Genomic DNA, 25,473 nt, shown 5'->3' on the forward strand with positions numbered 1-25,473 from the left:
GGGGGCGAAAATGAAACTCTCCACTTTGAATTTTCCGATCCGGCTAGCGCCGGGGTTTGGGGTGCTGGTTTTGCTGGCGGCGTCGGTTTGTTGCTTGGGCTGGAATGCAATGACGAGTATCAAGGGGCGTGCCGCAATCGTGGAAATGCATGAACATGGGCGCCTGTTGGGCGAGATCATTTCCTTGGTCCGGCAGAATGGCGACGGGGCACGCCGTTATCGCGTGGCGCGCTAGCATTAAGGACAGTTTCCTTTGCCTGCAACCTGGCTGCGCACGGCTTGGGAGATGTCGGCCGCAACCCGGGCTAACGCGCGGCGGTGGCCGATCACCAGCGCATCATAGCCTGCGGCGACGTCTTCGCGGGCTGTGGTGCGGCAGGTCAGGACCTGCGCGCTGCCGGCCACGCGTACGCTCCAGACGGCGTCCAACAGGGCGTATTGGCCTGGCGCTGATTCGAAGCGCAGCACGCCGGTGCTGATGCGGTAGACCGTGGCTTTTTCCGGCGGCTGGGTGCGGAATACGTCGATGGCGCCAAGTTCGCCGGAGATTGCCAGCGACAGCGCCTGCCCGATTTCCGATGCCGGCGGCGAAGACCAGCGTTCCTGTTCCAGCACGTCGATCCGGCCTTCACCCGATGTCACGACCAGCTGGCTGCGCGCGACTTGCTGCGGCACGCTCACGTTCTGGACTTCGATGTAATAGCCGGGATTCGGCACGCTGGCGGCGGGCGCCATGCCGTTGCTAAGGCTGTAGAAGCGCTCCGGCGGTGCGCTGGCGCATCCGGCCAAGGACAAGGCGAGAACCAGGGGATACCAGCGCATTATTTGTTCTCCTTCATCGGCAGGGGTTTGGCGCGGATCAGCGCTTCCGGATGACGTTCGAGGTAATCGGACAGTTCGCTGAGCGATTGCAGGGTTTGCGTCAGCTGCTGCAAGGCAGTGCGCAGGTCGGATTGCACCGGCGAATCCTGCTGCAGCACCTGCTGCGCTTCGCCGAAGGTCTTGCGTGCCTCGCCCAAAGTCGCCTGCAAGTCGGGCACCAGTTGGCCATCGACCTTCTTGAACAGGTTGTCGGCGCTCTTCAGCGAGTCGCGCAGGTTGATGCCGATCTGGTCGAACGGCACCTTATCCAGCTTGCGCGCGATGCTGGCGATTTGCGCCTGCAGTTCGTCCAGCGCATTCGGCACGGTCGGCACTTCGATCGGGTAAGCGTTCATATCCAGCTTGGCTTGCGAGGCATTCGGGAAGAAGTCCAGCGCGATGTACAGCTGGCCGGTCAGCAGGTTGCCGGTGCGGAGCTGGCCGCGCAAGCCGTGGCTGACCATGCGCTCCAGCACCAGCGGGCCGGCGTTGCGGTCTTTTTCATCCGTTACAGTCTCCTGGAAGCGGCGTCCCAGGCGGCTTGGGTACATGTCCACCGTGACCGGCATGCGGAAGTCTTTTTTGACCGGGTCGAATTCCACACCCACCGAACGCACTTCGCCGAGGACGATGCCGCGGAAGTCCACCGGTGCGCCAGGCGACAGTCCGCGCAGGGACTGGTTGAAGTAGAAGACCGTTGTTACCGGGGCGCCATCCTGTTCGCGCATGGCGCGCGCCTGGTCGGCGGCGAGCGGGAATTCGGTGCCGGCTGCCGCAAGGGTGTCCGGCTTGCGGCCGCTCACGGATTCAAAGCCGATGCCGCCGACCAGCAGGGCCGCCACGGATTGCGTATTCAGCTTGAAGCCGCCCGAGTCGAGCTGCAAGTCAACGCCGCTGGCGTGCCACCAGCGCGTATTCTTGCCCACGTACTGGTCATAGGGCGCATTGACGAAGACTTTGATCGCCACGCCCTGGCCATTGTTTTCCAGGTCGTAGCCCATAACCTGGCCGACCGGGATGCGGCGGTAAAAGACTGGCGATCCGGCGTCGATCGAGCCAAGCGACTCACCGTGCAGGGTGAATTGCTTGCCTTTCTGGTCGCCGGTCACTTGCGGGACTTTTTCCAGGCCGGTGAAAACGTGGCTCGTTTCCTGCGATTTGCCCGCGTCGACGCCGATGTACGCCCCGGACAGCAGGGTGCCGAGGCCGGAAACGCCGCTGACGCCGATGCGGGGCTTGATCACCCAGAAGCGCGTATCTGCTGCGGTGAAGCGGCGCGCATCCTTGTTCATGTCGATGGTGACCAGCACTTTGCTCAGGTCCGGCGACAGGGAGATTGCGCGCACCTGGCCGACATCCACGTCCTTGTATTTCACCTTTGTCTTGCCAGCTTCGAGACCCTCGCCGCTGCGGAAGCTGACCACCACCGTCGGACCTTCGTCGAAGTAAGACTTCGCCACGATCCCAATGCCGATCAGCGCCGCCAGCAGCGGCACCAGCCAGACCAGGGACGGCAGCCAATGGCTGGCCTTGTCGACCTGGGGCTGGGGCAGGGGAGCGCCGGCGGTGTTTCCTCGGGTGCCGTCGTGTTCAGGCATGTTCTTGTTCTCCATTCGAAGGGACCGGGTCCCAGATCAGGCGCGGGTCGAATTGCATCGAAGCGATCATGGTCAGCACCACTACGGCGCAGAAAGCCAGGGCTCCCGGCCCTGCGGTAATTGTGGCGAGCGACTGGAAACGGACCAGCGCCACGGTCAGTGTAATGACGAAAATATCGAGCATGGACCAGCGTCCCACGAATTCCACCAGGCGGTAAAGCACGGTGCGCTGCATCGGGCGCCAGCGCGAGCGGCGTTGCGCGGTCCAGGTCAGCAACGCGAGCACGGCCAGTTTCAGCATGGGCACGACGATGCTGGCCACGAAAATGATCACAGCCAATCCCGGCGAACCGCTGTCCCAGAAAAACAGCACGCCGCTGATGATGGTGTCGTCCTCCAATCCAAAAAGGGAATGCGTGTACATCACTGGCAGCAGGTTGGCTGGGATGTAAAGGATTGAGGCAGCGATCAGATAGGCCCAGGTGCGGCCCACGCTATCGGGATGGCGATGATGCAGGCGCGAGTGGCAGCGCGGACAGTCCTGGTGCTCTGCGTGGATATCCGCCGATACCAGGCCGCAGACGTGGCAGGACAAGGCTTCATGCGGCACGGGCACGTCCGGCGCTTGAGGCGGCGAAAGTGCGTCGCCAAGGTTCCAGAGCGTTTTCGGATTGAACGAAACTACAATGGCCAGCATCAGCGTCAGCACGGCAAAGGCGAACAGGCCGGGTTGCAGCACCACCGTGGCCAGGCTGGTCATTTTGACGATGGTGATGAGGATGCCGATCATCAGCACCTCGGTCATGCCCCAACGCCGCGCAAGGTAGACGGCGCGAAGCAGGACATTGAATAGTATGGGCTTGTGGCCGAGCGCCAGGGCCAGGGTCACGTGCAGCAGCGACAAGAGTTCGATCGCCGGCAGCAGGATTGTAAACAGGAACACTGCGCCGGCTACCAGTTGCATATGTTCTTGCCACAAGACCGTGATGGCGCCCAGCAGGGTGGCCCGCGTCATGTTGCCGTTCACGTCCAGTTCGACGATGGGGAAGCACTGCGCGATCACGAACATGATCAGCGCAGCCAGGGTCATGGCGGCCATGCGGCTGGCATCGGAATGAATGCCGCGATACAGCACCGAGCGGCAGCGCACGCAGCGCGCCTTCTCGCGCGGCAGCACGGGGCGCCGGCGGTGCAGCACGCCGCAGTCATGGCAACTGATTAAATCGTATCGATGCACTCGTCTGGCCTGGTCCTTACAATGCCAGCATCATACGACATTTGCGAGACGCGCCGGTTCAGTTGTTTTCTATGCTCGATACCCGGCCGGACCTGCCGTTGCGGTCGAATGCTGCGACCTTGATCAAGCCCTTGTCGGTAATCGGGCCTTGTACTCGCGGGCTGCCGGAATCCGGTTCGCTGCCATTGCTGGTGTATCGCAGCGCCAGTCCGGGCAGGGGATGGTTGGCGTAGACATTGCCGTCTTCGACCTTCAGGCCGGGCGGCGCGATGCGGTACGCGGCCGGGCCAATTGGGCCGCGCTCCATGTCGAGCGCCGGCAGGACGCGCTGGCCCAGCACATTGACGAAGTTCGACCATGCGGCGCGGTGCAATGTCTCTGCCTTGACGGCGTCCGTTTCCGTCGCCCACATTGGATCGGCGGCCCAGGCGCGTTCGGCAATGGCTGGCAAGCGAGGCATCAGCAGGTAGTCCATCAAGGACACGTCGCGCACCGTTTCGGTCCACAGAGCCGCCTCGAGTCCAATAATATGGCGCTTGCCTTCATCGCTCAGGCGCTGCTGGCCGGCCAGAGGCGGAACGCTGCTGCGCTTTGAGTGGTCGAACGGGACGTAATCATAGGCGCTGTCGATGTCGGTCATGCCGGCCCACGTGGCGCCCGGCTCGGCGGGATTCCGGTTATGGGTCATGTCCAGGTAGAAGCGGGTGGCTGGGGCCAGGATGGTGTCGTAGCCGGCGTTTGCCAGGCGGTAGCCAAGGTCGGCGGAGTCTTGCGTGTTGTTCCAGACGTAGACCTTAAATCCGCGCTTAGCGAAATATGGGTTGGGGACTTGCTTGCGCTTACCATCAGTCGTTTGCGCGTGCGTTCCCAGCTCCTCCCAGCCGGCGGTTGCAAGGCCTTGCTTGCGCAGCATGGCGTCGACGCGGTTGTAGAAGTAGTTCCACAGTCCGGCAGTGTCTTGCAACTGGCGGCGGGCCATCATCTCTTTGCTGCGCGGCGACTTTTCCCAGGCGCCGAGCGGCAGTTCGTCGCCGCCGACGTGCAGGGTGCACAAGGGCACGCCGGCAGCGCGGTGCAGGGCTACGACCTGTTTCACTACGTGCTCGATGAAGGTATAGCTGGATTCCAGGCCCGGGTTGATGACATTGTCGTTGTATTCCTGCGCCGAGCGGTATTCCGAGCGGTCGGCCAGGTCATTCAGCAGGAATTTGTCGGCGCCAGGCTTGCCGTCTTCCTTCAGGCGGTGGTAGCGTGCCTCCATCGCCTGCACTGCGGCGCGGGCATGGCCCGGCATTTCGATTTCCGGGATCACTTCGATGTGTCGGGCCGCCGCGTAGCGCAGGATCTCGATATAGTCGGCGCGGGTGTAGTAGCCGCTGCCGTGCGGGTCGCTGGGGCTGGGACCGGAACCATAGGCGGGCTGCAGGCTCAGGCCCGGTATGGCGCTGTGGCCGCGCATTGCACCGATACTGGTCAGCTCGGGCAGGCCGGCGATCTCAAGACGCCAGCCTTCGTCGTCGGTCAGGTGGAAGTGGAAGGTGTTCAGCTTGAAGCGCGCCATCAGGTCCAATAGGCGGAAGATGGTTCGCTTGTCCTGGAAGTTGCGGCTCACGTCCAGCATCAGGCCGCGATAGCCGAAGCGTGGGGCGTCGACGACTGCGAGCATCGGGAGGTCGACAGTGCCTTTGGCCTTGCCCTCCGCGCGCAATGGCAGCAGCTCGCGCAGGGATTGCAGGCCGTGGGCCACGCCGGCGGCGCTATTGCCGATGATGGAGATGCCTTGCGCGTTCACGTCAAGCGTGTAGGCTTCCGGCGAGGACTGGCCTGCAACCGTGCCGATTGAAAGGCGCAGTTTTGCCGGCGCATGGCGCGGGGCGGTTTTCGGCCAGTACTGCCGCAGCAGGCTGGCGGCGACGCCGGCCTCGGTTTTCAGGCCTGGACCGGCGACCAGCATTGGTGCGGTTTCCAAGTGCAGGGTGCCTTGGCCCTGATCGAGCTTGAGCGGGGTAGGGAAAATTGGCGGCAGCGCGGAAGCCGGCAGGACGTCGGCTTGCGCGTAATGCGCGTAAAGCTCCTGTGGCGACAGCACATCCGGCTGCGGCAGCTTCTGGTCGTCTGCAATCGCTTGCGCTTTTTCCGGCGCATCGTCGTAGACCAGGTACCAGCCCGCCGGGGCCTTATAGATCTTGGTGACGGCTGCCGGCGCGTGGGAGCTGAAAGCCAGTGCCTTGCCCTGTGCCAGGCCGCCAAAGCCAGGCTCGGGGCGCAGGCGGTACAGGCTGCCGGCAACGTGGTCGATCGCCACCTTGTCCGGGGCAGGACCCGCAGCGCATTCCATGCAATTGAAGTAGATCGACCATCCCTGCGCCGGCAGGGGCGCGTCGCCCAGGTTAGTCAGGGTCAGGCGAGTCGATTGCTGCTCCCAGCGTATTTGCAAATGCTTGCCATCGACGGATTGCGGTGCGGCGTGCGCGGTGGATAGCCATAGAAGCGCCAGGCCGATGGTGCTCTTCAAAATCATGGGCGAACCGGTCAGGTTAGACAAAATGTGCTAACCGTAACACAAGTTTTGGCTGGAAAGCCGTGTTTAGTTTGTTTAGTTCATCACGCCGGCGATTCTCGCGATTTTGCGCTGCAGCGCCAATTCATCGAGCGCGTCAGGCGGGAGGTTCCGGAAGATTTCAACACGTGCGCGGATCTCGCGGCAGATCGCTGAAAACTCGCTACGGATTTCGCGTTCCGATCCCTGCATGGCGACCGGGTCGCGGAAGTTCCAGTTTGCCGTGACAGGTTGGCCGGGCCAGCGCGGAGAAGCTTCGCCGCCGTCGGTATTGTTCACCGTGATGACAAAGTCCATCTCCGGCGCCCCGGGCTCGGAGAATTCGCCCCAGGATTTGCTGCGTAATTCGCCCGGCGCATAGCCGATTAACCTGATTTGCTCCAGTGCGAAAGGATTGACTTCGCCAGCTGGCTGGCTGCCGGCACTAAACGCGCGGAAGCGGCCGGCGCCGGCGGTATTTAATAAAGCTTCTGCGATCTGGCTGCGTGCCGAGTTCCCTGTGCAAAGGAACAGTACATTGTAAGTTCTTGGATTCATGACCGGCGGAGTCTATAGAACTTTTATGACGGCTTGATTACAAGTGTTCGGACGGACGGGATCACGTAAGCTTGATTGTGTCCGCCAAGTATCCATACACCGCCGAAATGCGACTCAGGTGCCGTGATTCGGCATGGGTCAGCAGCCACAGGTCGGTAGTGCTCTCGTCCAGTTCCTCGGTCAGCTGGCGCAGGCCGGGGCGCCGCTGCGCGAGGAAGAGGGGCAGGATGCCGACGCCCAGGTTCAATTCGACCAGCTCGGCCACGCTCAGGATGCTGCTTGCCTTGAAGGCTGGCGTGACGGCAGGGAAGTGCTTGCGCCGCCAGAGCACGGAAGGGTGTTCGGGCAAGGCATCGTCAGGTGCGACCCAGGCGCATTTGCTGGCAGCGACGTCGTCCCAGCTTGGCCCACGGCGCGCCGCACCAAACAGGGCGACGCGGATCGGGCCCAGGCATTTTCCGATCAGGTGCGGTGGCGGCTTCTTCGTCGCACGGACCGCGATGTCAGCATCGCGCCGGCTCAGGTTCGCCAGTTCGTTGCCGGTGTAAAGCTCAAAGCCAAGCAAAGGATGTTTCGCATGGAGGCCGCGCAGCGCAGGCGCCACCAGGCCATGCAGGACCGTGTCGGTGGTTGTGATGCGCACGCTGCCCGCCACCTGCCCCGGCTCAGCCTGTACCGAGGAGCGCGCCAATTCCAGCACGGACTCCAGCTTCTCGGCGTGTTCGGCCAGGACCAGCGCCAGCTCGTTCGGCCGGTAACCGGTGCGCGAACGTTCGAAAAGCGGGGCGCCCAGGCCGCGCTCAATCTTCTGCAAGGCGCGGAAGACGGTCGAGGAGTCCTGGCCAAGGCGCTCGCCAGCTTCGGCAAGCTTGCCGCCGCGCGCCAGGGCCAGTATCAGCTGGAGGTCGCCCGGGCTTAGATGGTATTGCGTTTTTGCACTCATTGGTTTCGAAGTCGCCTATTTCATATGCGTTTTTGCAAGTGTACATTAACTCCTGTTCATCAAAAAAGGGAGGAAAAAATGGGGCCAACGATATTGCGGATTGCGCTCGGCAGCATGTGGATTTCGCATGCGCTGCTCAAGTTGTGGGTGTTCACCTTGCCGGGAACGGCGCACTTTTTCGAGGGCGTCGGCTTGCCGGGCTGGATGGCCTATCCGGTCTTTGCCGCAGAACTGACGGGTGGCGTGGCGATGGTGTTCGGGCTTTATGCGCGGCAGGTTGCCCTCGGCTTGCTGCCCATCCTGCTGGTGGCGACCTTTGTGCACGTGCCGAACGGGTGGGTGTTTACCAACCAGGGCGGGGGCTGGGAGTATCCGGCATTCCTGTGCATTGCCTCGATCGTGCAGTGGCTGCTGGGTGACGGCAAGGCGGTACTGGCAAGCAGCGACCGCCTCGCGCCACAAGCTTAATGCATCATCAGCACGGGTAGCGTGGCCTGGGCCAGCACGGTACGCGTAGCGCCGCCCATAATCAGTTCGCGGAAACGGCTGTGGCCATAAGCGCCCATCACGAGCAGGTCGGCATTGAAGTCGGCGGCCATCGACATGATGGCTTCACCAGCGTCGCCCGTCAGTGGGCGGCGCAGCACTTCCACTTTGAGGTCATGCCGCGCGAGGAACAGGGCCATATCGGCCCCGGGCTCCGCGCCGTGATCATCCTTTTCAGCGCCAAATACGGCCAGCGTGACCTGGGCCACGCCACGCAGAAGGGGGAGGGCGGCGGTGATCGCCCGTGCGGCCTGCATGCTGCCGTTCCAGGCTACCAGCGCGCGCCGGTATGGCACGTCGAAGCTGCCGCTGCGCGGCACCAGCAGCACCGGGCGGCCGCCGTGCAGCACCACTTGTTCCGGCAGGTCCTGAAGCAAACCTCCCTGGTCGCGGTCCGTGGGATCGGCCTGGCCCAGCACCACCAGGTCCGCATAGCGCGCCTGCAGGCAAAGGCCGGCATATTCGTCAACATTGTCACGGCGATGTTCGAACGAGCAGGCGGCGCGATTGGCCAACTCGTCGAATTTGGCCAGCGCCTGGTCGGCCTGTTCATTCGCTTGCCGCAGGTATTCGGCGAGCATCACCCCACTGCCATCGTACGGACTGCCGGCCAGCAGATATTGCGGAACGCCGGTCATTGCCGCGCCAACGAGGTGGGCGCCTTCCCTCAGCGCGAGTTGCGCGGCCAGGTTGATACGGGCGCCGGCACTGGGCGCGCGGTCCACGTGGACCAGGATGGTGCGGTATGACATGGTGCTCTCCTTGGACAGGTTAGACCTCGATACGCAGCACTTAATAATAGCAGGCCGACAAGGCGCGGCTGCTGTACACCGTGTTTACTAAAACGTGCTAAAAACGCCCGGTTTTTAGTGCTTTTTTGACGTTCTCCCAAATGACGAATATATACTGGCCCGGCACTTCGACTGTTTATTAAACTTTCCGTGGAGTTCCGTATGAGCCAGGTCACGATTCGCGACATCGCCGAGGCGACCAGCCTGTCGATTGGCACCGTTTCGCGCGCCCTGAAGAACCAGGCCGGCATGACGGAGCTCACGCGTGACAAGGTGCGCGAGGCAGCGCACCGCCTCGGCTACGACTTGTCCCAGCTGAAAAAGGGGCGTATCCGCCGCATCGCCTTCCTCCTGCATAGCCAGCACAACACCCTGGCCAGCAGCCAGTTCTTCTCGCCGGTGCTGCATGGCGCGGAGGCGGCCTGCCGCCGTGAAGGCATTGCCCTGTCCTTTATTGCAGTGGGCCCGGCGGAACCGGTCATGGCGCAAATCCGGCTGCACCAGCCGGACGCCATCTTGTGCGCCGGCTTCTTCGAGCCGGAAGCCCTGGCCGCACTGCAGCAGGTGGGCAAGCCGCTGGTGCTGGTCGACATGCACCGGCGCGGCTTTACCTCCGTGAACCCTGATAATGTGCGTGGCGGCTACCTGGCCACCCAGCACCTTTTGCGCTGCGGCCGCAAACGCATCGCCATGCTGCACGGCTCCCTGGCCCACTATAGTATCCAGCAGCGCAATCGCGGCTTCCGCCAGGCCCTGTTCGACGCCAAGGTACATGCCGATCCGGAGCTGGAAGTCAGCATTCCTTCGATGGGCGAGGGCGACGAGGCGGTGGCGGAAGCCATGCAAAGCCTGCTCAACCTGCCCAAGCGTCCCGATGCTGTGTTCTGCTACAACGACAGCACCGCGCTGATCGCTATGAAGCATTGCCTGGCCCAAGGCTTGAAAATCCCGCATGACATTGCCGTCGTAGGCTTCGACGGCATCAGCAGTGCCGCCGCCGCCATCCCTCCGCTCACCACCATCGAGGTGGATAAGGAAGCGCTGGGCCGCGCCGGCATCGAACAATTACTCCACAAATCAGAAGAAAACAACCCAAACGAAAGCACCCTGCCGGTCAACCTTATCGTGCGCGAAAGCAGTTACGACGACTAGTGCGCCATCAACCCTGGAACCCCCGTCCATGCCTAATTTCCCAAATTTCCGCAGCAAGCTGGTACTGCTCGAACATGCGCAGCACAGTATGCATTTCTACCATCCTCGCGCCATCGACCCGAGCGGCGGCCTGTATCACTTCTTCAAGGATGACGGCACGGTCTACGACACGCGCCACCGGCACCTGGTCAGCAGCACGCGTTTCGTGTTCACCTATGCGATGGCCTATCGCCAGTTCAACGAACCGGGCTATCTGGATGGCTTGAAGCACGCGCTGTCTTTCCTGCGCCTGTCTCACCGCGCCCCGGACGGCAGCGGCTATGCATGGATGCTGGACGGCGACAAGGTGGAAGACGGCACCCAGCATTGCTATGGCCTGGCCTTCGTGCTGCTGGCCTATGCGCACGCCACCATGGCGGGCCAGGAGCAGGCGCGCGCCTGGATCGGCGAGACCTTCGACCTGATGGAAAAGCGCTTCTGGGATGCGGAAGCGGGCCTGTATGCGGACGAGGCAAGCCGCGACTGGAGCGTGCTGTCCTTCTACCGCGGCCAGAACGCGAACATGCACGCCTGCGAGGCGCTGCAAGCGGCTTACCAGGCGACCGGTGAAAAGCGCTACCTGGAGCGCGCCTTCACCATCGCCTACAACATCACGCAACGCCAGGCGCAGCGCTGCGGCGGCCTGATTTGGGAACACTACGATACCAACTGGCAGCCGGACTGGAAATTCAATATCGACGATCCCGAAAACCTGTTCCGTCCCTGGGGCTACCAGCCTGGCCACTTCACCGAGTGGGCCAAGCTGCTGCTGCAACTGGAGGCGCGCGGCGCCGTGCTGCAGAAGGACCTGGGCTGGCTGGTGCCGACAGCGGAGCGCCTGTTCCAGGTGGCCGTGAACAAGGGCTGGGATGCCGAACATGGCGGCCTGTGCTACTCGCTGGCACCGGACCTGAGCATCTGCGACTTCCACAAGTACTTCTGGGTGCAGGCGGAAAGCGCGGCCGCTGCCGCCATGCTGGCGCAGCGCACCGGCGACCAATCCTACTGGGACTGGTACCAGCGCATCTGGGAATACAGCTGGACCCATATGGTCGACCACAAATATGGCGCATGGTTCCGCATCCTGGACCGTGAAAACCGCAAGCTGAGCGACGAGAAGAGCCCGGCCGGCAAGGTCGATTACCACACCATGGGCGCTTGCTACGACATCGTAGCCGTCCTGGGATCGGCCGGCCATGAATGACGCGCCGCTGATGTTGTGCGCCGGCGAGGCGCTCACCGACATGATCCACCAGGGTAACGAGCAATGGGTAAGCCGCGTCGGCGGCTCCGTGTGGAATGTGGCGCGCGCACTGGCAACGCTGGGCGAACGCACCGCATTCGCCGGCGCCATCAGCCGCGACAGGTTCGGCGCCAGCCTGTGGTCCGCCAGCGAAGCAGTGGGCCTGGACATGCGGCTGCTGCAGCGCGTCGAGCGCTCGCCGCTGCTGGCCGTGGTGGAGCAAGGTGAACCGCCACGCTACTTCTTCATCGGCGACGATAGCGCCGACCTGCATTTCGACCCGTCCGCACTGCCGGAAGGCTGGTCGCGATCCCTGCGCTGGGCCCACTTTGGCGGCATCAGCCTGGCGCGCGAGCCGCTCGCATCGCGCCTGGTGGAACTGGCGGAGAAACTGAAAGCACAGGGCGTGGCGATCAGCTACGACCCGAACTACCGCAATGTGATGGGGCCGGAATATGCGCCGATCCTGAAGCGCATGTCGGCACTGGCCGATGTGATCAAGGTGTCGGACGACGACCTGCGCGGCCTGTTCCCAGGTGTTGCGCTGGACGCGGCGTTGGAGCAACTGCGCGCCGCCAACCCGAACGCCTACTTCCTGTTTACGCGCGGCGGCCAGGGTGCAAGCCTGCTGCATGGTGCGCGGCAAGCCGACGCACGCGCTCCGGTGGTGGAAGTCGTCGATACGGTCGGCGCGGGCGATGCCAGCGTGGCGGGCCTGCTGGTAAGCCTTGCGCGCCATCCGGAGCGCGCGCTGCAAGCACACCTGCACGCGGCCCTGGCCGCCGGTTCCGCAGCCTGCCTGCAATCCGGCGCCACCCCGCCGCAGCCTGCAGCCATGCGCCTACTATTCGAAAAACTCCAAGGAGACGCATCGTGATCAGTGGACCTCGTACCCTGCTGGTGGCGCTGATGGTAGCGTTGCCGCTGGCGGCGACATACGCCGCAGCTCCTGTCGCCGCAGGCAGCATGCCCGTCAATACCTTCATCGGCACGCAAGATGAAGGCAACACTTTCCCCGGTGCGTCAGCGCCGTTCGGCATGATCCAGGTCAGCCCGACCGGCGAACATTACGCCGGCTGGCACTACAGCGATGCGCGCATCCGCGGCTTCGGCCACTCCTTCCTCTCCGGCGCGGGTTGCTGGGAGCAGGGCGGCCAGCTGTCCGTGCTGCCGGTCACCGGCCGCATCGGTCCAGGCGGCGATTTCGACACCGCCAAGCCTGACAGCTTCAACGCCAAGAAATACGCCGCCGAATACCGCCATGACGGCGAAGTAGGCCAGGCCGGCTACTACAAAGTGCAGCTGACCAGCTACGGCGGCATCTCCGCCGAAGCCACCGCCTTGACCCGCGCCGCGGCCGAACGCTACACCTTCGCCGACGCCGCCGCCAGCGGCAACGTGCTGCTGAACCTGGGCCAGGCCAACGAGCGCCATTCCGTCGTCGGCAGCGAAGTGCGCGTGCTGGACGACCGCAGCGTCGAAGGCAAGATCGTCACACGCAGCTTCTGCGGCGGCGCACAGTACACCACCTGGTTCCGTATGCAGTTCGACCAGCCATTCACCGCCCACGGCATCTGGGATGACCGCGGCGGCTGGCCGGGTGTAAAAGGTACCAGCCAGCAGGGCGACAGCCGCCCGCACGGCGTCTGGCTCACCTTTGACCTCAAGAATGGCAAGGCAGTGACGGCAGTCAGCGCAATTTCCCACGTCGATGCCGAAGGCGCACGCATCAACCTTAGCGCCGAAGGCATGGCCGGCGGCAAGCCGATGACCTTCGACGCCATGCGCGAGAAGGCGCAAGCGGCCTGGCAAAAGGAATTGAGCAGTGTACGCATTGAAGGCGGCAGCAACGACGACCGCACCGTGTTCTACACCGCGCTGTACCACGCACTGCTCCAGCCGCTGACCGGCAGCGATGCCGATGGCCGCTACCGTGGCTACGACGATGCGCTGCACACCGCCAAGGACTGGACTTATTACGAGTTCTTCTCGCTGTGGGATACCTACCGCGCGCAGAATCAGCTGCTGGCGCTTCTGCGTCCGGAGCGTTCGCGCGACATCGCCAATTCGGTGCTGAAAATCCGCGAGCAAGGGAAGTGGCTGCCGCGCTGGGGCTACGCCAACTTCGACAGCAATGTGATGACCGGCGATCCCGTCACGCCTTTCCTGGTTGACCTGTGGCGCTTTGGTGCGCTGAAAGGCCGTGAACGCGAAGCCTATGCAGCGCTGCGTGAGAACGCATTCGGCGTACCTCCGGCGCAAATCCGCGCCGAAGGCCGTGCGGGCAACCCGAGCTACCTGAGCCAGGGCTTCGTGCAGTACGACCGTGGTTTCGTCTCGAAGGGCATGGACATCGACCCGCACCACGGCGCTTCGGCGACCCTGGAATATGCGCTGGCCGACAGCTCGCTGGCGGTGATGGCCAAGGCCCTGGGCCAGGCCAAGGATGCGCAACTGTTGTCGCAGCGCGCCCTGAACTGGCGCAAGGTATGGGATAAGGACGTGGTGGATGCACCGACCGGCCAGCGTGGCTTCCCGCGCCCTCGCGTGCTCGATGGCAGCTGGTTCACCGACGTGAACGGCAGCTACGATCCGCGCGCCGAGCGCGGCTTCCACGAAGGCACGGCATGGCAGTACCAATGGCTGGTGCCGCAGGATGTTCCTGGCCTGGCAGCGGCAATGGGCGGGCAAGCCAAGGCCCTGCAGCGTCTCGACATGTTCTTCGATTACGACGCGCTGGTGGCCGATCCGGCAGCGGTGCGCAAGTCATGGGTGGTCGGGGCTTACAGCTACTACAGCCAGTTCCGCTACAACCCGAACAACGAGCCAGACCTGCACACGCCATGGATGTACACCCTGATGGGCCAACCGTGGAAAACCACCACCGTGGTGCGTGCAGCGGAGACCCTGTTCGGCAATGGCCCGAGCGGCGTAACCGGCAACGACGACCTGGGCACCATGTCGGCCTGGTACCTGTTCAGCGCCCTGGGCCTGTACCCGGATGTACCGGGCAGCGGCCGGTTCCTGCTGCATGCGCCGCGCTTCCCGCGCGCCGAAATCGACCTGGGGCAGGGCCGCACGCTGCGCATCGAAGCGCCGGAAGCGAAACCCGGCGAGCGTAAATATGTGCAATCTGTACAATGGGCCGGCCGCCCGCTGTCCCACGTGTGGCTGGATTGGGAGCAGCTGCAGACAGCAGGAAAGCTGGAGTACAAACTGGCGCCCCAGCCTGATACGGCAGGCTGGGGAACGCAAGGCCGCGACCTGCCGCACGCACCGGCATTCTAATAAAATCGAGGAGACAAAATGGCAAACATGGCACACAACTCCGCGTCAGCCTCGCCGCCACAGGCGGCAGGCGGCGCACAGAACGGGACCAATAACAGCGCGATGGCGATCGTCACCACGTTGTTCTTCATGTGGGGTTTGATTACTTCGCTGAACGACGTCCTCATCCCGCACCTGAAGGCGATCTACACCCTTTCTTACTTCCAGGCGATGCTGGTGCAGTTCTGCTTCTTCGGCGCTTACTTCATTATCTCGATGCCTGCGGGCGCCTTGATCCGCCGCATCGGCTACCAGAAGGGCGCCGTGACCGGCCTGTTGATCGCTGCCGGCGGATGCGTGCTGTTCTACCCGGCCTCGTTCGGCGGCTACGGCCTGTTCCTGCTGGCCTTCTTTGTGCTGGCGTCGGGCATCACCGTTCTGCAGGTTGCGGCCAATCCGTATGTCACGGTGCTCGGCCCTGCGCGGACGGCATCCAGCCGCCTGAACCTGACCCAGGCCTTCAACTCCCTCGGCACCACCATTGGCCCTGCCATCGGCGGCTTGCTTATCCTTTCCACGGTCGGCGCGGCGGCAGGAGCCGCTGCGGATGCTTCCACCGTGCGCGGCCCGTACCTGGCGCTGGCCGGCGCGCTGGCGCTACTGGCAGTGATGTTCTATGTCGCCAAGCTGCCGCAGATCGCTGACAGCGATGACGTGGCGATGGTAGGCGAGGGCCACGGCTCGGCTTGGGCGCATCGCCACCTGGTGCTTGGCGCAATCGGCATTTTCCTGTACGTGGGCGCGGAAGTGAGCATTGGCAGCTTCCTGATCAACTTCATCGGCGAGTCCTATGTCGCCAACCTGCCGCACTCCGAGGCATACCACTACGTCAGCATTTACTGGGGCGGTGCGATGGTGGGCCGCTTTATCGGCGCTGCCGTGCTGCGCTTTGCCAGCCCTGGCAAGGTACTGGCCTTCAATTCGCTGCTGGCGATTGTGCTTGTGCTGGCCGCCGTATTCGGCAAGGGCAGCGTAGCGATGTGGGCGATCCTGGCTGTGGGCCTGTGCAACTCGATCATGTTCCCAACCATCTTCAGCATGGCGCTGAATGGCCTGGGCAAGTACTCGGGCCAGGGCTCGGGCATCCTGTGCATGGCGATTGTCGGCGGCGCAGTGGTGCCGGCCGTTCAGGGCCAACTGGCGGACGTCGTTGGCTTGCAGGCTTCCTTCCTGCTGCCTGCCGCTTGCTACGCCTTCATCCTCTACTTCGGAGCCAAGTACGCGAAGATGTATGTTGAGCAGTAAGGCTGTCTTTGCGCTCCTCGCGCTGTGCGCTGCGGGGGCGCAGGCGGAAACGCTTGACCGCCTGGTGCTGTCGAAAGGCGGCGTAGTACTCGAAGTGTCGGCGCCGGCCAGCGGCATCGTGCGCCTGCGCATGGGGCGCGGGCGCCTGCCGGAAGACGCTTCATGGGCTGTGCCAGCTGGCGTACGCTCCGCCCACCTTCCGCTGCAGGTCACCCGCGGCGCAGGCATGGTACAGTTGGCCGCGACTGGAATCACCGTGCGCATCGATCCGCGCACGCTGCGTTCCGAGGTGCTGGACGGTAGCGGCAAGTCCTTGCTGGCCGACCTGGCCGGTGGGGCGGCATTGGCCGCGGCGTCGACCGGCGGTTTCCGCCTGCGCGGCCGAATGTCCGGGAGCGACCATGTCTTCGGGCTGGGCGACAAAACGGGCACCTTTGACCGCAAGGGTGGTGCCTACACCATGTGGAATTCGGATACCTACAAGTTCACGCAGGGTACCGATCCTCTGTACAAGACGATTCCATTCTTTATGTCGGTGGGCGACCGTGGTCAAGCTTTCGGCATGTTCCTCGATAACACCTGGCGTAGCACCTTTGACTTTGGCAAGACCGAGCGCGATGTGCTGTCCATCAGTGCCGAGGGCGGGCCGGTCGATTATTACGTGATGGCCGGGCCGGCGCCGAAGGACGTTCTGCAGCAATACGCGCGGCTGACGGGTGCGGCGCCGCTGATGCCTCAGTGGGCGCTGGGCTTCCAGCAGTCCAAGTGGAGCTACAAGACCGACGCCGAAGTGCGTTCGATAGCCCAGCGCCTGCGCAGTGAACGCTTGCCGGCCGACGTGGTCTACATGGACATCGATTACCAGGACCGTTCACGCCCATTCACCGTCAACAGTAAGGCATTCCCGGATTTGCCGAAACTGGCGCAGGACTTGCGCAGCCAGGGCATCCGCCTGGTGCTGATCACTGATCCGCACATCGCCAACGCGCCCGGGCAAGGTTATGCCGCTTATGACAGCGGTGCGGCGCAGGACATCTTCCTGAAGCTGCCGAACGGCCAGCTTTATTCAGGCGATGTATGGCCCGGCGCAGCGGTATTCCCCGACTTCAGCCGCAAGCAGGCGCGCGACTGGTGGGGTGGGCTTTACGCAGGTTTCGTGAAGGACGGCGTGGCCGGCTTCTGGAACGACATGAACGAGCCGTCGATCTTTAGCGTGCCGAGCAAGACCATGCCGCTCGACGTGGTGCACCGCATCGACAGCGACGATTTCGCGCCGCGCCGTACCTCGCACCTGGAAATGCACAATGTCTACGGCCAGCTCAATTCGCGCGCAACGTATGAAGGCCTGTTGCGGCTGCAGCCGGATTTGCGGCCTTTCGTGCTGACCCGCGCGACGTATTCCGGCGGGCAGCGCTATGCCGCCACCTGGACCGGAGACAATGCCTCTAGCTGGCAGCACCTCAAGATGGGCGTGCAGCAGCTGGTCAACCTGGGGCTGAGCGGATTTTCGTACGCCGGCAATGACGTGGGCGGCTATGCGGGCGAGCGCCCCTTACCGGAGCTGCTGACGCGCTGGTTCCAGCTGGGTTCTTTCATGCCGCTGTTCCGCGCCCATGCGGAAATCTATCGGCCCGACCAGGAGCCGTGGGTGGGCGATGCGGCGCATGTGGATATCCGCCGCCGCTTCATCTCGGAGCGTTACCGGTTGATGCCCTACCTGTATGCGGCGGCGGAAGAGAACAGCCGCACCGGCATCCCCATGCTGCGGCCTGTGTTCCTGAATTTCCCGTCCGTGCTTGCGAAGGGCGACCGTCTCGGCGGCTCGGAAGACCAGTTCATGCTGGGCGGCGATCTGCTGGTGGCGCCATCGCCGACGCTGGAGTCGCCGGGCGATTACCAGGTGGAGCTGCCAGGGAAGGGCTGGTATGACTACTGGAGCGGGCGGCGCCTGGAGGGCAGCACCTTTACCATTACACCGGATATCGCGACAGTGCCGGTGTACGTGCGTCCCGGAGCGATCATCGCAAAACAGCCGCTGGTGCAAAGTACTGCAATCACGCCGGAAGGCCGGCTCGAATTGCATGTCTATCCAGGGCCGGATTGTCGCGGCGAGATATATGCCGACGATGGCGCCACTCTGGCCTACCAGCGCGGTGAATTCCTGCGCCAGCAAGTACGCTGCGAGGAGACGCCGGAAGGCTTGCGTCTCGTGTTCGAACAACGCCAGGGCAGCTGGAAGCCCTGGTGGAGTGGCCTGTCGCTCCATGTGCACGGACGGGGTGATACGGCGGCGCCGGACGCCAACGCCGTCCTGGCACCGGATATGGCCAGCGGCACGGTCGAGATCCGTCGTTAGAGCATACCTCCCGTTTGAAGCAATTGCCTGAAACGTGATATCGTTACCTCAAATTCAAACGAGGACCTCGATGAAACATGCTTTGATGGCGCTGGCCGTGGCGGCAAGCTTGCTTCCTGGTGCGGCGATGGCCGGCGACAAATTCGACGCCATGCGCGCGCGCTGGCAAGTGAAATTGGTCGGCACGGCGGAACAGGACCGCAGCGCGCCCGACGTGGCGGCCCAGCTGCAGTCGCATTCCGTTGCTGCGCAACGTGCGCTGGCTGCCATGGCTCGTGAACCGGATGCCAAGGCCCTGTGGGACGATGTCGCAGGCTTCAGCGACCCGTATCCAACCAAGGCATCCGCCGCCGTCACTGGTACCGCCTCGCGCCTGTTGCAGATGGCGCAGGCCTACGCCTCTCCCGGCACGCCTTCCTATCGCGACGAACGCCTTGGCGCTGGCGTTGCGAAAGGCCTGGATTGGCTTGAACGCCACTATTACACCGCTGGCCGCCACGAATTCGGAAACTGGTGGGACTGGCAAATCGGCACGCCGCTGCACCTGCTGAATGCACTGAGCCTGGCCGACGATGCCGTGCCGGCCGAACTGCGCCAGCGCACGCTCAATGCGGTCAACTGGCACGTACCGGATGGCCGCTTCAAGACGCGCAAGGATGGCACGGTTGACAAGAAATGGCCGGAGGAAGGCGCCAACCTGCTCGATAAGGGCCTGGTGATGGTCCTGAGCGGCATGCTGGGCAAGGATGGCGAGCGCATTGCCGGCGGGCGCGATGCGCTGGCGCTAACGCTGGATTTTGCCACCGAAGGCAATGGCTTCTACCGCGATGGCTCCTACATCCAGCACGGTTATATCGCCTATAACGGCGGCTACGGCGCGGTATCGATTGCAGATTATGCGCGCCTGCTGTACATCTTGTCCGGTACCGATTGGGCGCTGAAAGACCCGCGCGCACCGCGCATCTTCCAGTGGGCGCGCGACGGATTCGCGGCCGCGCTGGTCGACGGGGCGATGCCGGATGCCTTGCGCGGCCGCGGCGTTTCGCGGCGCGCCCAGACCGACCACACGGTGGGACGCGGCATGATCGCCTCGCTCGCGGTGATCGCCGAACAAGCGCCGCCAACTGAACGCGCTGAACTGCGCGCCGCCATCAAAGGCTGGATGCAGCGCGACCGCACTTTCGGCGCCAGCTATTTTGCCAAGTCGAACGGCGAGGGCGTCGCGAATATCGCGTTGTATGAGCGCGGTGTGCTGGAACGTATAGCGGCTGATCCGGCCATCGCGGCGGCGCCGGAAGAGCAGGGCGCGCGCGTCTACGCGTCGATGGACCGCGCCATCTTGCGCGGCCAGGGTTTCGCGGCGGTGCTGAGCATGAGTTCTCCGCGCATCTCGTCCTTTGAAACCGGCAACCGCGAAAACCTGAAACCCTGGTGGCAGGGCATGGGCGTGCTGCACCTGTACGATGCGGACCAGGGCCAGTTCGGCGGCAATTACTGGGCCACCATCGACCCGCAACGCCTGCCAGGCATCACCACCGACCATTCCGGCAAAGTTGGCCAGGCCGAATGGAAGAAATTTCCCAATACCGAAACCTGGGTCGGCGGCACAGCGCTCGGCAAGTACGCCGCGCTCGGCATGGCATTCTCGATGCGCGAAGTGACCGGCTCCGGCCTGCATGGCCGAAAGAGCTGGTTCCAGCTCGGCGACCGCGTGCTGGCAATGGGTTCAGGTATCGCCGGCGGCCAGGGAGCCGTGGAGACCGTCGTTGAGAATCGCCGTCTGGGCGATGCCGCAGGCGCGCGCATTCTGGTGGACGGTCAGCCGTTGCCAAATGGCAGCAAGCCCAATGCCAAATGGGCCCACCTGCAGGACCAACGCTCCGGAACCCGCATTGGTTACGTATTCCCGCAAGGTGCGCCGCTAAACACCGAGCGCTCCGAGCGCCGTGGCAACTGGCGCGACGTCAACGGCTTGACCGGCGCGCCGGAGGAGGTGCGCGACAGTTACCAGATACTGGCCATCCCGCAAAGCAGCCCGCAATACGCCTACCTTTTGCTGCCGAATGCCAGTTCCGACGAAACGCGCGCGGCGGCCCGAGATCCCGGCTTGCGGATCGAAGCAAATGACGACCAGGCAGCAGCGGTCTCGCTGTCGAAGCAGGGCGTGTATGCCGCCAACCTGTGGCAAGCGGGCAGCGCGCCGCGCGGCGGCAACGCCTTCGTCTGGAGTTCGGCGCCGGTCGCGATAGTGGCCAGAATAGGTGACGGCAAGCTGCAATTGGCAATCGCCGAGCCAACCCAGGCCGCGGCAGCACTGGAGCTCCGCTTCAACCAGGCGGTGAAGGGCGTCGTCAGCCTGGCGCCCGGCGTGACGGTGATCGAACAGGCGCCGCAACTTCGCCTGCGTATCGACACCAAAGGCGCGGCCGGCTCCAGCTTAGAGGCGGAATTTACGCTTGAATAATTCGCGCTTGCGTCGAAATCAAAAAACATGCTAACGTTAACATTATGCCCGTACGCGGCTGTGACAAACGTTGAAAAGGCTTGAAATGAAATCGACCTGGATGGGATGTATTGCAGCTGTTTCCCTGGCGTTCAGCGCGGCAGCATCGGCTGGCGTGATGACTTATACCGGCACGGTGTTGAGTGCACCAGCAGGCACTTTGGGAATGGTCGCTCCGCGCCTGTTCGATGAATCGGGGTTGTCCAAAACTTATGTCAACGGCGTGACGGACTTTACCCAGTATGCGGCTTCCGGCGTGACTCACATTGGTTCGTCCACCTCCAATGGCACGGGCTTCTTTGCCGCGGCAGGCGCCACGGTCGATATCGACCTTGGCAAGTCGCTGCTGGTGAGTAGCCTGGCGCTGTGGAATGATAACGATGCCCAGGGCGTGAAGAATTTCAGCCTGTCGATTGCCGATAACGCAGCTTTTAGCGATGCCCTTTCGCTGGGCAGCTTTGTGGCGAAATATGGCAATAACAATACCTTCCTCTCCTACAGCAAGGGCACAGCGGCCCAGGTGTTTGACCTGAACGATGCCGTCGGCCGCTATGTGCGCATCAAGTTCGAGACGGCTAACAGTGGCGGTAATATTAATGTTGGCGAAATGGTATTCGGAGCGCAAACGCCCCGTAAAATTCCCGAGCCCGATTCGCTTGCGCTGACGGGCCTTGGCCTGCTGGCGTTGGCCTGCCGCCGCCGCGAAGACATTGTGAAGTGATTGCCACCATTTCCGCCTTTCCCGTTACAATATAAATATCGTTAACGGGAAAAGTAGCAGGAAATAACATGAAGAAAGCTGGCGTAACACTTGTCGATGTGGCCAAACTGGCTGGCGTATCGGTGATGACCGCCTCGCGCGCGCTGAGCGGCGAAGGCTATGCTTCTGAGGAAACCAAGACCAAAGTGCAGGCTGCGGCCAAGCAGCTGGGCTATACGCCCAATGCGCTCGCGCGCATGATGAAGGGCGGTAAAACCAACGTCATCGGCGTGGTAGTGAATGACCTGAGTTCCTCCGTTATCAACTGCTTTGTCACCGCGCTGAGCGAAGAGGTGCGCAAGGTTGATATGGACATGTTCATCTATAACTCGCTGGGCGACCTGGGCGACGGCAAAGGCAAGCGCGTCAGCCAGATGCTGCACGGCCTGTGGGATGGCCTGGTCTATGTACTGCCGCGCATGACCGACGATTACCTGGAAACGCTGGAGAAGAACACCAGCCCGGTCGTCCTGATTAACTATTTCCGCCACGAGACCAGCCTGCCAGTCGTGCGCGGCGATAATGTCAACGGCGCTCATGACGCCGTGTCGCACCTCGTTGAGCTAGGCCACAAGCGCATCGGCTTCATTCGCGGTAATGCCTATACCGGCCAGAGCGACCTGCGTGAGCAAGGCTATGTGTCGGCGCTGAAGGACGCTGGCATCGAGCTCGATCCTGCCCTGGTTTACCAAGGTAACTTCAGCGAGCAATCCGGCATGGATGGCGGCCAGCAACTGCTGTCGCTGGCTGAGCCGCCGACCGCGATCTTCGCCGCCAGCGACGCCATGGCGCAGGGCGCAATGACTGCCATCCGGGAAAAGGGCCTGCGCATTCCTGAAGATATCTCCGTGATCGGCTTTGACGATATTCCGTCGGCAGCCATGACCCGCCCTCCGCTGACCACCTTGCGTCATCCGTTCGAAGCGATGGCACATGCCACCGTACAGGAACTGGTGCGCCGCATCCGTGGCGAACCTGGCCGCCGCCACCGCATTGAATTCCCGAGTGAGTTCATCGTGCGCGAATCGACCGGCCCGGCGCCTGCAGGCAACTCGTCCAAGCGCAGCCGTCTGCGCCGCGCGTAGTTTTTTTGCACACCCCCCAAAAAACGCTTGAGCTTTCGACTTATTGGGTGATATCGTTATCACATGGCGCGCAGCTTTTATGCTGCGTTTTTCCAACATAAAAATGATAACGTTAACCTGTTCATGCTACCGGGACGGGACGTGCTAGATTTCAATGAGGAGGAGTAGCTGTGGACATGAATCAAACTCAGGGCGCTAAACTGATCGTACGGCCAGTAGTGGCTGCCGTAGCCTTGGCGGTAGCAAGCATTTCTTACGCCCAGGAGGCGCAGGAAGCCAAGAAGGACGAGTCGGTACAACTGGAAAAGGTCGTGGTGACCGCCAACAAGCGCGCCCAGAACCTGCAAGACGTACCTGCTGCGATTACGGTGCTGAACGACGCCGTCCTGCAACGCAACAACGTCAAGGACTTCGACAGCCTGCCAGCGCTGTCGCCAGCACTGACCCTGACCACCAGCACCCAGCCGGGCAACTTCAGCATCAATATGCGCGGTATCGGCACGTTCTCGCTGGGTGTTGGCGTTGAGGCGGACGTGTCGGTGATCGTCGACGACGTTCCGTTCGCAATGCAGGCCAATGCATTCAAGGACCTGGCCGACGTGAACCGTATCGAAGTCCTGAAAGGCCCGCAAAGCACCGTGATGGGCAAGGCCTCGATCGCCGGCGCGGTGAACATTAGCACCAAACCTATCGACAGCATCTGGAAAAGCAAGGTATCGACTTACCTGACCAACGACCATGAATGGCGTATCAGCGGCAGCACTTCCGGTGCGCTGACCGACACCCTGCGCATGCGCCTGGCCGCTGGCAAATCCTACTTCCCTGGCGTGGTGAAGAACCTGGCAGACGGCAATAACCTGAATGGTTCTAATGACACCAGCTTCTCCGGTAAGTTTGAATGGACTCCGAACGACCAGTTCTCCGCAACATTCTCGCCGCGTGCCGCACGCTTCAACAAGAACTGCTGCGTGAGCCCGTTCCGCATGATGACCAACACCAATGGTCTCTACAACATCAACAACGGCTTCACCTACGCCTCGAATAACGACCGTATTCCAGTTTCCAAGGTACTGGCTGGCATCGCCCCGGGCCCGGACAACGTCTCCGTGCGTAATGACTTCCCGGCCGGCGGCAAGGCTAAAGACGTCGGCGCTGGCCTGAAGCTGAATTACTCCTTCGGCGAAGACGGCCTGCTGGCGAACCACACCCTGACCTCGGTCACATCGTGGTCGCACTACCAGATGGACGACTACCAGGATGGCGATGCCACCGACAGCGATGTGCTGAACAAGACCCTGGTCGGCGGCAAGCCAACCAACCTGCATGGCGGCCTGTTCCAGCAAGGTCATTTCGACGTGCGCTCCCAGACCCAGGAAATTCGTCTGACTTCTCCTGATAAGGGCCGTCTGCGCTATGTGACTGGCCTGTTCTACGGTAAGAATGAACTGGGTCGCCATCTGGGCCGTTTCCCAGCCGGCACCTACGTCACCGACTACACGGCATTTGCTTCGAACACCAACTACGCGCTCTTCGCCAATGGTTCCTTCGACCTGACGCCTAGCACCAGCATCGTGGGTGGCCTGCGTTACAACAAGGAAGACGTTGCGTACACCTTCGACAGCCCGCTGCTGGCGCCGACCGTACCATCTCGCACCAAGAACCATTACGAAGATTCGGACAGCGAGAAGAAAGTCACCGGCAAGATCGGCCTGGAACATCGCCTGAACCCGGACACCATGGCTTACGTGACCTATTCGACTGGTCACAAGGGCAAGGGCATCGACCTGACCAGCTCCTTCAACGACAACAACTTCAAGAACGGCTTTATCGCGGGTGAAGATGCGAAGAATATCGAAGCCGGCCTGAAACTGAGCCTGCTTGACAACCGCATGGCGCTGGACCTGGCTGCCTTCCGCACCACCTTCACCGGTTTCCAGCAATCGGCTGGCGTGACCGATGCCGACGGCATCTACCGCACCCAGTTGCATAGCGTTGGCACCGTGCGTACCAGCGGCTTTGAAGCGGACCTGAACTGGCGCGCTACCCGCAACCTGTCGCTGAATGGCTCGTTTGCCTACACCAAGGCGGAAGTGGTTGAGTTCCCGAATGGCCCTTGCTACAGCCAGCTGAATGCAGCCGGTACCGGCGGCACTTCGGTTGGCGCCGGCAATTGCATCATCGCCAACCCAGCCTTCGGCAAGACTAACACTGCGGACCTGGCTGGCATGCCAATGCCGAATGCACCGAAGTACAAGCTGAATCTGGGCGGCCAGTATGACATTCTGACCACGATGACCTTCGACGCCTTCGTCACCGCAAACTACCGCTACCAGAGCAAGGTTAACTTCCGTATTGACCAGGATCCGACCTCGGTGCAGCCAGGCTACGGCATCTTCAACCTTGGTGGCGGCATCAAGGACAAGAAGGGCAACTGGAAGCTGTCGTTCAACGTGAACAACGTGTTCAACAAGTCGTACGCCGCGGGCATGGGCAACGTTGGCTGGGGCAGCACGATGTGGGGCAGCACGGCTGCAGCACCGGTGCATATCCAGCAATGGACTCCGGCGCGTGACTACCAGCGCTATTTCTCGGTGCGTGCTGACTTCACGTTCTAATTTGATATAACGGCTCTCTCTTGGCGTACAAGGCTCCATCCTTGTGCGCCTTTTTTTGCTTAACACTGGAAATAA

General features: G+C 62.6%; 19 protein-coding genes. 12 read left to right on the forward strand and 7 right to left on the reverse strand.

Translation table 11 applies throughout. The features are described from left to right. Positions 1 to 10 precede the first annotated feature (10 nt). Positions 11 to 235 carry a hypothetical protein gene (locus tag AC1RTP_RS04555; RefSeq protein WP_498605119.1) on the forward strand — a complete coding sequence of 75 codons (225 nt, stop codon included), beginning with the start codon at positions 11 to 13 and terminating at the stop codon, positions 233 to 235. Positions 236 to 237: 2 nt separating this feature from the next. Here the strand turns inward: AC1RTP_RS04555 and AC1RTP_RS04560 are convergent, their stop codons facing one another. From AC1RTP_RS04560 to AC1RTP_RS04585, 6 genes are all read right to left on the reverse strand, one after another. Continuing rightward, a complete protein-coding gene (locus tag AC1RTP_RS04560; RefSeq protein ID WP_498605121.1) occupies positions 238 to 822 on the reverse strand; it encodes a PqiC family protein in 585 nt (194 codons plus the stop codon). Then, positions 822 to 2,474 carry a PqiB family protein gene (locus AC1RTP_RS04565; protein ID WP_498605122.1) on the reverse strand — a complete coding sequence of 551 codons (1,653 nt, stop codon included), beginning with the start codon at positions 2,472 to 2,474 and terminating at the stop codon, positions 822 to 824. The genes AC1RTP_RS04560 and AC1RTP_RS04565 overlap by 1 nt, the downstream gene beginning before the upstream one ends. Then, complete coding sequence (locus AC1RTP_RS04570) at positions 2,452 to 3,696, reverse strand: paraquat-inducible protein A (protein WP_498605124.1); 1,245 nt, start codon at positions 3,694 to 3,696, stop codon at positions 2,452 to 2,454. The genes AC1RTP_RS04565 and AC1RTP_RS04570 overlap by 23 nt, the downstream gene beginning before the upstream one ends. Before the next feature lie 58 nt (positions 3,697 to 3,754). Further along, entirely contained in the window at positions 3,755 to 6,217 is a 2,463-nt protein-coding gene (locus AC1RTP_RS04575; protein ID WP_498605126.1) for a family 20 glycosylhydrolase, read from the reverse strand. A 75-nt stretch (positions 6,218 to 6,292) separates the two neighbouring features. Then, positions 6,293 to 6,793 (reverse strand): arsenate reductase ArsC, encoded by a 501-nt coding sequence (locus AC1RTP_RS04580; RefSeq protein ID WP_498605127.1) that lies wholly within the window; start codon positions 6,791 to 6,793, stop codon positions 6,293 to 6,295. Positions 6,794 to 6,854: 61 nt separating this feature from the next. Next, positions 6,855 to 7,736 carry a LysR family transcriptional regulator gene (locus AC1RTP_RS04585; RefSeq protein ID WP_498605128.1) on the reverse strand — a complete coding sequence of 294 codons (882 nt, stop codon included), beginning with the start codon at positions 7,734 to 7,736 and terminating at the stop codon, positions 6,855 to 6,857. Between the two features lie 78 nt (positions 7,737 to 7,814). Here AC1RTP_RS04585 and AC1RTP_RS04590 point away from each other — a divergent pair, with 78 nt between their 5' ends. Then, complete coding sequence (locus AC1RTP_RS04590) at positions 7,815 to 8,204, forward strand: DoxX family protein (protein ID WP_498605130.1); 390 nt, start codon at positions 7,815 to 7,817, stop codon at positions 8,202 to 8,204. On the opposite strand, the gene AC1RTP_RS04595 is transcribed toward AC1RTP_RS04590, so the two are convergent. Continuing rightward, positions 8,201 to 9,034, reverse strand: coding sequence for a universal stress protein (locus tag AC1RTP_RS04595; protein WP_498605131.1), 834 nt, complete (start codon positions 9,032 to 9,034; stop codon positions 8,201 to 8,203). The two genes, AC1RTP_RS04590 and AC1RTP_RS04595, sit on opposite strands and share 4 nt — an antisense overlap. Positions 9,035 to 9,235: 201 nt before the next feature. Between AC1RTP_RS04595 and AC1RTP_RS04600 the strand changes: the two genes are divergently transcribed. The 10 genes from AC1RTP_RS04600 to AC1RTP_RS04645 all read left to right on the forward strand — a co-directional run bounded on the left by AC1RTP_RS04600 (position 9,236) and on the right by AC1RTP_RS04645 (position 25,398). Continuing rightward, positions 9,236 to 10,225, forward strand: coding sequence for a LacI family DNA-binding transcriptional regulator (locus AC1RTP_RS04600; protein ID WP_498605133.1), 990 nt, complete (start codon positions 9,236 to 9,238; stop codon positions 10,223 to 10,225). A 28-nt stretch (positions 10,226 to 10,253) separates the two neighbouring features. Then, positions 10,254 to 11,468: an AGE family epimerase/isomerase gene (locus tag AC1RTP_RS04605; RefSeq protein WP_498605135.1), complete on the forward strand. Its 1,215-nt coding sequence runs from the start codon at positions 10,254 to 10,256 to the stop codon at positions 11,466 to 11,468. Beyond that, positions 11,461 to 12,384 carry a carbohydrate kinase family protein gene (locus AC1RTP_RS04610; protein WP_498605136.1) on the forward strand — a complete coding sequence of 308 codons (924 nt, stop codon included), beginning with the start codon at positions 11,461 to 11,463 and terminating at the stop codon, positions 12,382 to 12,384. Before AC1RTP_RS04605 ends, AC1RTP_RS04610 begins: the two co-directional genes overlap by 8 nt. Continuing rightward, positions 12,381 to 14,795: a GH92 family glycosyl hydrolase gene (locus AC1RTP_RS04615; protein ID WP_498605138.1), complete on the forward strand. Its 2,415-nt coding sequence runs from the start codon at positions 12,381 to 12,383 to the stop codon at positions 14,793 to 14,795. The genes AC1RTP_RS04610 and AC1RTP_RS04615 overlap by 4 nt, the downstream gene beginning before the upstream one ends. Before the next feature lie 18 nt (positions 14,796 to 14,813). Further along, entirely contained in the window at positions 14,814 to 16,079 is a 1,266-nt protein-coding gene (locus AC1RTP_RS04620; protein WP_498605140.1) for a sugar MFS transporter, read from the forward strand. Beyond that, complete coding sequence (locus AC1RTP_RS04625; protein WP_498605142.1) at positions 16,066 to 18,435, forward strand: glycoside hydrolase family 31 protein; 2,370 nt, start codon at positions 16,066 to 16,068, stop codon at positions 18,433 to 18,435. Before AC1RTP_RS04620 ends, AC1RTP_RS04625 begins: the two co-directional genes overlap by 14 nt. 70 nt (positions 18,436 to 18,505) lie before the next feature. Next, entirely contained in the window at positions 18,506 to 20,899 is a 2,394-nt protein-coding gene (locus AC1RTP_RS04630; protein WP_498605144.1) for a polysaccharide lyase 8 family protein, read from the forward strand. 85 nt (positions 20,900 to 20,984) lie between these two features. After that, positions 20,985 to 21,659, forward strand: a complete 675-nt coding sequence (locus AC1RTP_RS04635; RefSeq protein ID WP_498605146.1) for a PEP-CTERM sorting domain-containing protein — start codon at positions 20,985 to 20,987, stop codon at positions 21,657 to 21,659. A gap of 68 nt (positions 21,660 to 21,727) precedes the next feature. Then, positions 21,728 to 22,783, forward strand: a complete 1,056-nt coding sequence (locus AC1RTP_RS04640) for a LacI family DNA-binding transcriptional regulator (protein WP_498605148.1) — start codon at positions 21,728 to 21,730, stop codon at positions 22,781 to 22,783. Between the two features lie 176 nt (positions 22,784 to 22,959). Continuing rightward, positions 22,960 to 25,398, forward strand: coding sequence for a TonB-dependent receptor (locus tag AC1RTP_RS04645; protein ID WP_498605149.1), 2,439 nt, complete (start codon positions 22,960 to 22,962; stop codon positions 25,396 to 25,398). Positions 25,399 to 25,473 lie beyond the last annotated feature (75 nt).

This window comes from Pseudoduganella sp. GW821-FHT11H04 (genome assembly GCF_058807935.1).

Excerpts from the sequence above, each read along its gene's own strand:
- AC1RTP_RS04555 (WP_498605119.1), top strand. The coding sequence starts at position 11 with ATGAAACTCTCCACTTTGAATTTTCCGATCCGGCTAGCGCCGGGGTTT.
- AC1RTP_RS04560 (WP_498605121.1), bottom strand. The coding sequence starts at position 822 with ATGCGCTGGTATCCCCTGGTTCTCGCCTTGTCCTTGGCCGGATGCGCC.
- AC1RTP_RS04610 (WP_498605136.1), top strand. The coding sequence starts at position 11,461 with ATGAATGACGCGCCGCTGATGTTGTGCGCCGGCGAGGCGCTCACCGAC.
- AC1RTP_RS04580 (WP_498605127.1), bottom strand. The coding sequence starts at position 6,793 with ATGAATCCAAGAACTTACAATGTACTGTTCCTTTGCACAGGGAACTCG.
- AC1RTP_RS04575 (WP_498605126.1), bottom strand. The coding sequence starts at position 6,217 with ATGATTTTGAAGAGCACCATCGGCCTGGCGCTTCTATGGCTATCCACC.
- AC1RTP_RS04620 (WP_498605140.1), top strand. The coding sequence starts at position 14,814 with ATGGCAAACATGGCACACAACTCCGCGTCAGCCTCGCCGCCACAGGCG.
- AC1RTP_RS04585 (WP_498605128.1), bottom strand. The coding sequence starts at position 7,736 with ATGAGTGCAAAAACGCAATACCATCTAAGCCCGGGCGACCTCCAGCTG.
- AC1RTP_RS04590 (WP_498605130.1), top strand. The coding sequence starts at position 7,815 with ATGGGGCCAACGATATTGCGGATTGCGCTCGGCAGCATGTGGATTTCG.
- AC1RTP_RS04605 (WP_498605135.1), top strand. The coding sequence starts at position 10,254 with ATGCCTAATTTCCCAAATTTCCGCAGCAAGCTGGTACTGCTCGAACAT.
- AC1RTP_RS04600 (WP_498605133.1), top strand. The coding sequence starts at position 9,236 with ATGAGCCAGGTCACGATTCGCGACATCGCCGAGGCGACCAGCCTGTCG.
- AC1RTP_RS04565 (WP_498605122.1), bottom strand. The coding sequence starts at position 2,474 with ATGGAGAACAAGAACATGCCTGAACACGACGGCACCCGAGGAAACACC.
- AC1RTP_RS04645 (WP_498605149.1), top strand. The coding sequence starts at position 22,960 with ATGAATCAAACTCAGGGCGCTAAACTGATCGTACGGCCAGTAGTGGCT.
- AC1RTP_RS04640 (WP_498605148.1), top strand. The coding sequence starts at position 21,728 with ATGAAGAAAGCTGGCGTAACACTTGTCGATGTGGCCAAACTGGCTGGC.
- AC1RTP_RS04630 (WP_498605144.1), top strand. The coding sequence starts at position 18,506 with ATGAAACATGCTTTGATGGCGCTGGCCGTGGCGGCAAGCTTGCTTCCT.
- AC1RTP_RS04625 (WP_498605142.1), top strand. The coding sequence starts at position 16,066 with ATGTTGAGCAGTAAGGCTGTCTTTGCGCTCCTCGCGCTGTGCGCTGCG.
- AC1RTP_RS04595 (WP_498605131.1), bottom strand. The coding sequence starts at position 9,034 with ATGTCATACCGCACCATCCTGGTCCACGTGGACCGCGCGCCCAGTGCC.
- AC1RTP_RS04635 (WP_498605146.1), top strand. The coding sequence starts at position 20,985 with ATGAAATCGACCTGGATGGGATGTATTGCAGCTGTTTCCCTGGCGTTC.